Annotated in this window: 9 protein-coding genes; 4 read left to right on the top strand and 5 right to left on the bottom strand. The window is 40.6% G+C overall.

Going from position 1 to position 5,085, the window contains the following annotated elements; translation table 11 throughout:
• Window positions 1–16 precede the first annotated feature (16 nt).
• A complete protein-coding gene (locus F560_RS26040) occupies window positions 17–163 on the top strand; it encodes a DUF5348 domain-containing protein (RefSeq protein ID WP_245554830.1) in 147 nt (48 codons plus the stop codon).
• Between the two features lie 93 nt (window positions 164–256).
• On the opposite strand, the gene F560_RS25850 is transcribed toward F560_RS26040, so the two are convergent.
• From F560_RS25850 to F560_RS0121815, 4 genes are read right to left on the bottom strand one after another with little or no spacing between them, the layout of a single operon-like run.
• Window positions 257–583, bottom strand: coding sequence for a hypothetical protein (locus F560_RS25850; RefSeq protein ID WP_156829100.1), 327 nt, complete (start codon window positions 581–583; stop codon window positions 257–259).
• A gap of 39 nt (window positions 584–622) precedes the next feature.
• Entirely contained in the window at window positions 623–895 is a 273-nt protein-coding gene (locus F560_RS0121825; RefSeq protein ID WP_019007837.1) for a helix-turn-helix domain-containing protein, read from the bottom strand.
• Window positions 892–1,062, bottom strand: coding sequence for a YvrJ family protein (locus tag F560_RS25390; RefSeq protein WP_019007836.1), 171 nt, complete (start codon window positions 1,060–1,062; stop codon window positions 892–894). Before F560_RS25390 ends, F560_RS0121825 begins: the two co-directional genes overlap by 4 nt.
• Window positions 1,063–1,713: an RNA polymerase sigma factor gene (locus tag F560_RS0121815; protein ID WP_019007835.1), complete on the bottom strand. Its 651-nt coding sequence runs from the start codon at window positions 1,711–1,713 to the stop codon at window positions 1,063–1,065. It lies immediately after the preceding gene.
• 286 nt (window positions 1,714–1,999) lie between these two features.
• Here F560_RS0121815 and tnpA point away from each other — a divergent pair, with 286 nt between their 5' ends.
• On the top strand, window positions 2,000–2,227 hold the full coding sequence (gene tnpA, locus F560_RS26690) for an IS66 family insertion sequence element accessory protein TnpA (RefSeq protein ID WP_425393294.1): 228 nt from the start codon (window positions 2,000–2,002) through the stop codon (window positions 2,225–2,227).
• Window positions 2,228–2,698: 471 nt separating this feature from the next.
• Entirely contained in the window at window positions 2,699–3,364 is a 666-nt protein-coding gene (locus F560_RS24780; RefSeq protein ID WP_169449923.1) for a stalk domain-containing protein, read from the top strand.
• A 39-nt stretch (window positions 3,365–3,403) separates the two neighbouring features.
• Here F560_RS24780 and F560_RS25845 read toward each other — a convergent pair whose 3' ends face one another.
• Window positions 3,404–4,477 carry a hypothetical protein gene (locus tag F560_RS25845; RefSeq protein WP_156829099.1) on the bottom strand — a complete coding sequence of 358 codons (1,074 nt, stop codon included), beginning with the start codon at window positions 4,475–4,477 and terminating at the stop codon, window positions 3,404–3,406.
• Between the two features lie 397 nt (window positions 4,478–4,874).
• On the opposite strand from F560_RS25845, the gene F560_RS0121805 reads away from it, so the two are divergent.
• On the top strand, window positions 4,875–5,085 hold a 211-nt coding region (locus F560_RS0121805; protein ID WP_019007833.1), incomplete at its 3' end, for a transposase.

Below are 5,085 nucleotides of genomic sequence, written 5' to 3'. Positions count from 1 at the left end.
AGGAGGCACCTACGCGGTGCATTGTGGCGAATGCTTTGAGATACGCGTTGGTGATCGCGGTATTCGGTGCCGGCTTGAGCTTGACCGGAATTGGTATGTCATCATGAGAGAAGCGCGATTCAACTTGAGGAGTAAAGATATTTACCAAGTCCGGTTCGTCTAACGACAAGCAGAGGGAAAGTCATCCGTGCTGACTTTTCCTCTTATCTCTTCACTAAGGACACGATTTCTGGCAAACCTTGGACACCTAACACTGTCATATTCCGGCCAATATGGGTTGGCAGTAACAACTAATTCCAATTTCTGAATAGTCCCGGTTAGTAAATGAGATGATTTTAAATTGAAATCCGAGATGTTCCTTTATAATTGTATTCTCATCGTCTGTTCCATTGGTAATAAGAAGAAATTCGATTTTTGAGTTTTCATCAAATTCTTTGAGTAGAGGAAGCAACTTGATACAATGACCACAGTTCAATGAAACTGCACAAACGATACGGTCCAACTCACTTTCTTGAGAAAGACCAAGCAGTTCAAACGGATATGATTGACCGCGAGTTAATACGATTAAATTATTCGACGACATGGACAAGTCCTCCCTAAAAAATATAATGTTTTCACAGTGTTACTCGATTTCCGCCGTTTCCCTTACAAAATCTTTAATACTATTTCTGAAATAAGTTAAATCTGCTGACGAATTTATATCGAAGGTAAGAATCACACGGATTATTTTCTCTAATATCTCTTGTTCCAAATCATCTCTCTCTTGCAAAATCATTTTTCTCTTTACCTTTTTAATAAGAGGATAAAATCTCTGGACAATTTCCAACAAAGCTATTTGATCTCCGCTTTGGGCCGCTCCTACCAATTCACGAAGATTACTCTTATTTTCTTTCATTTACTCTTTCCTCCATCTCTGATAACATGAGCTAGAGCTTGGATGGAATTATTCAAATGTTCAATTTTTTTCTCGAAACGTATAAGCAGATAGCCTGTAATTACAATAGGAAAACCAAAATTTCCAATGGCCGTTATCATAAAAGAAGACCATTCTGAGCTATTCATTTAATTCGCCTCCCTTCTTGTTAGAGGTTTCAAACTGGTACACTCGATTCGTTTTCTAAGATTAGCAAGTGCAGCGTTCCTGGTTTTTGATACAGCTTGAGGTGTAATAGACAATTTTTCAGCAATCTCTTTATCCAAATAGCACATGGAGTATGAGAATGTAAGAATTATCTTTTGATTTTGTGTAAGTTCAGAAAACGCTTTATAAATACACTCATTAGATAGTGAATCGAGCATCTTTTGGGGATCTGGACTCAATACTATGGAGTTCTCGTCATCATTATTTTGAGATAAATATCTTTCACCGAATGTCTTATCGTTCTCCTCATACAATCCCATGTCAAATATGACAATATTCCTCTCTTCTCTTCTTCTTCTCCTTCTTTCATAGTCGATAAATGTAAACTTTATTGTCGAACTGAGATACTTGGTAAATCTTACTTCGAAATAAAAATTGCAAAAGGCATCCTCCAACCTCTTCCAACATTCTAAAGATTGACTGTCAAGGAATAAATAAAGAAGATAAACGTTTTCCGGATATGAAAAGAAACGCTGAACAATAATGTCAGGTGAGAGTAAAAAAGGTTTCTTTAATGCTCCCTTTTGTGTTTTTACTTTAGGGCCGTCGAAAATTGCTGCAATCGGATTCATGTACCTGTCCTCCCGTTAATAATTCTTCCTATAATTTACAGTGTTAGAACTTACCCCAAAAACAACCATTTGAGAAAAAACAGAAGTCACTTGAATTTTGAGGAATTCAGTTTGCAAAAAATATAGCCAAGGTACAAAACAAGTGTTATATAGACACTTTCGATGAAATTAGGTTATGATTCTCGGCCTTCCTTCAACACATTTCAGTCGTCCATGAGAAAATGAAGGTAGCCCAATCAAGGAGGTTGTCTCATAACTACCAGAGAATAACGTCGTCAAGAGTAAACTGTGCGAAATCGCGGACTATAAAGCCAACGATCTCACCATGTCTGGGTGGTGCACCGCGAATTACATTACTAAGAACCAACTGAAATACTGGCTTCGTAAAGCGGAGCGGAATGAAGCTCCTTCTTCCGCCTTGTCGACTCCTTCGACTCTTTTTGTGACGCTTACCGTCGACGATCCATCCGCTCAAACCTTCTCCATGTCTTCTCTTGTTGTTCGTTTTGGGTAAGCCAGCATTGAGCTTCATGCAGGATTCGAGCCTAAGCTGCTTCGCCAAATCGTGCAAGCACTAGCGTTGCCATGATGACACTAACCGACGCTCAGCGCGTCTATCTGGCTTGCGGGGCAACGAATCTAACAAAGTCCATCGATGGATTAGCCGCTCTTATGTAAGAAAGTTTTGGGGTCGATCCCTTGTCCCCATGGCTGTTCGTGTTTTGCAACCATGAGCGCAATAAGCTCCCAAACCCTGTACTGAGAACACAACGGCTTCTGACTGTTCTACCATCGTCTGGAACGAGGAACGTTTAAGTGGCCATCCAGAATCTTGATAACAAAGTGTGGGTTATTTGACGTTTGCATTGCAACTTTTAAGTCAAAATTGGTGTCTAATCTCTATGGGAGGTGTTACAATTTTTAGTTAATATAATTAACGTTGTTAAAAAAGTAAAAAGAAGAAATGATGGAGGATGAGGCGATAATGAAGAAAAAGATTATTTTATCCATTTTACTAAGTTTACTGTTGGTCCTGGGTATTACTGGAGCAGTTTTTGCTTCAGGAAACGTAAAGCTGATTATTAACGGGAAATCTATCGCTACGGATGTATCACCTAAGGTGGTTAATGGGCGAGTCCTGGTTCCCATAAGCACAGTCTCAAAGGAACTTCATAGTGTTGTCCAATGGGATGCAGCGAAAAATTCTGTCATTGTAAATCCAGATACATGGACAAGTGAACAAGAAATTGATCGGGGGGTATGGGTATGGTCAAGAAATAAAATTTTGGAATTTTTTGTTGCTTATGACAGCCGAGATATGGAAGGGGCACTTGCCTTATTAGACGAGAATTTCACATCAAACCGACTTAACAAGTCAGAGATCATGCCTGTTTCAGGATTTGATTCGAATATTATAGATTTTAAATTTCGTGATGTAGCCTATGTTAAGTCAAAATTGACCGTTCGTGTTCAAGTAATCACTAAGATGGATAAAGACTTGCTTAAGGTGGCGGATTGGGATTTTACATTCTCCGGGACGCATCCCTCTAACGGGAAAATAACTTCGATTCAAGTATCTAACGAGAGGGATTTGAATGAATATACGGTTTTCCCTGGACTTACGATTGATAACAAAGATTATTTGAAATGAAAAAAAGGCTATGGGATTATTCCATAGCCTTCATCTTATTTAAAGGGTATCACACATAACAGCAACTGCGAGAGCTGATCCACCAGCATGAGCGAACTCCAGTTGTACTGGGATAGTTGTTCCATTCGGGACAGATACCCGATGTATTTCTACTGCGCCTCCAGTTGAAGGTGTTATCTTGGGAACTCCATAGGTGGTTCCGCCATTGACTTTCACTGCACCAACATAGTTACCTGCTCTTGCATTAAGATAAAGAACAGCAGTTTTTGTAGAACCGGTATTGTTTGAAAGATTTACAGTGACAGCATAATTTGCTCCATAGTGACCGGTGTTTGGTAATGCATTGGTATAGTCATAGCAAGAACTGTCGGCCTTAAACAAATTATCCGTCGAACCATTCGAGATGTTTGTACTTTTTTTCCCAGAGCCCAGATCATAGGTTATGGTGTTACCAATTATGTCTGAAAAGTCCCAGGAACCTCTAGGATGTGTCTTTACGAGACTAACCGGTGCGGCTTGCTGAGTTCTAAAGTCAGCAGTCGAAGTTCTAGCAACAACTGTGCGGACTTTATATTGCATCGCAGAACCACTAGAACTTACAATATCAAATTCAAGGACAGCGCCTTTTACGTTACCTTGATTAATTCCGAATTCTTTTACTACCCCGACACTATTGGTATTAATTACACTATCAACAGGAGTCGTTGCATTAAGGGTTCTGCCAAGTTGCGCTTTTGCTAAGCACAACCCAGTACCACTAAGAAAATCTTGTGTGATTGGGGTCTCCGCTGCCAATTCCCATCGTAAATTCTCGATTCTCAAAGTATCGGTAAGAGAAGCGTTACCAACCGTTACAGCTATTCTCGCCGTTGATCCTATTTGGTTAGCATGCCAAATAAAGATACGGTAAGATACTCGGGTACGCCCTGATACAGTATCATGCCACAGGGTTGCCATGTTATTGGTGCCGAATCCAATTGTGCTAGTGAGAGCCTCAGGGTTGTCGCACACAAATAACCTACGATTAGTCCCGGCTTTTGTAGCACCGGTAATATTGGATGGAGTGGGTGCTGTTACTGTCGTTGCAGTAAGGTTTGCTTGTGTGCATGTCATTCTAGATCATCCTCTCTTAGGATTATTGATAATACAAAATGCAACACGGTCGGGTACGATGGGGTAGTCTGAAACACTCCCCCTGAGTTTCAGACTGTCTCGTCCCAAGTAAGAACAAACAAGTAAGAACAAAGATGGAGTACATGAGATTCCCGCCTACTCCAAAAGCGGTCTCTCATTCTCTGCTCTTATTAAATAAAAGTGTAGTGAGATTAAAAATAAACAACCTACTACGGTGTTAAATCAAAAAACTCCTCGAATTTTTGAAAACGTCAAATAGCCCACACCTTGTTACCAGATGAGGGCTCATATAAGCTGGGATTGATGCTAGACTGAATAGTGGACACCGAGAATCGAGAATGCGACAATAAATTCAGCAAAATCGAGGTGTCCGAAGATGAGTCAAAAGTATGACAAAGACTTCAAAATCCAAACCGTGAGGATGATCCAGGAACAGGGAAAACCGGTGGCGCAAGTCGCTCGGGAACTGGGTGTATCCGACAATACCTTGTACCGTTGGATCAGCGAATTCAAACAGGATCCGGTCAACGCTTTTCGCGGCAGCGGCAATCTGAAAATGGAGGAAAAGACCTTCCTCGACATGCAGA

Origin of the sequence: Cohnella laeviribosi DSM 21336, assembly GCF_000378425.1 — a bacterium.
GTDB classification, from domain to species: Bacteria; Bacillota; Bacilli; order Paenibacillales; family Paenibacillaceae; genus Cohnella; species Cohnella laeviribosi.
Note: the sequence above shows the minus strand (reverse complement) of the source record. Positions and strands in the feature narration are given on the sequence as shown.

Excerpts from the sequence above, each read along its gene's own strand:
- F560_RS0121815 (WP_019007835.1), bottom strand. The coding sequence starts at position 1,713 with ATGAATCCGATTGCAGCAATTTTCGACGGCCCTAAAGTAAAAACACAA.
- F560_RS25390 (WP_019007836.1), bottom strand. The coding sequence starts at position 1,062 with ATGAATAGCTCAGAATGGTCTTCTTTTATGATAACGGCCATTGGAAAT.
- F560_RS0121825 (WP_019007837.1), bottom strand. The coding sequence starts at position 895 with ATGAAAGAAAATAAGAGTAATCTTCGTGAATTGGTAGGAGCGGCCCAA.
- F560_RS25850 (WP_156829100.1), bottom strand. The coding sequence starts at position 583 with ATGTCGTCGAATAATTTAATCGTATTAACTCGCGGTCAATCATATCCG.
- F560_RS25845 (WP_156829099.1), bottom strand. The coding sequence starts at position 4,477 with ATGACATGCACACAAGCAAACCTTACTGCAACGACAGTAACAGCACCC.
- F560_RS24780 (WP_169449923.1), top strand. The coding sequence starts at position 2,699 with ATGAAGAAAAAGATTATTTTATCCATTTTACTAAGTTTACTGTTGGTC.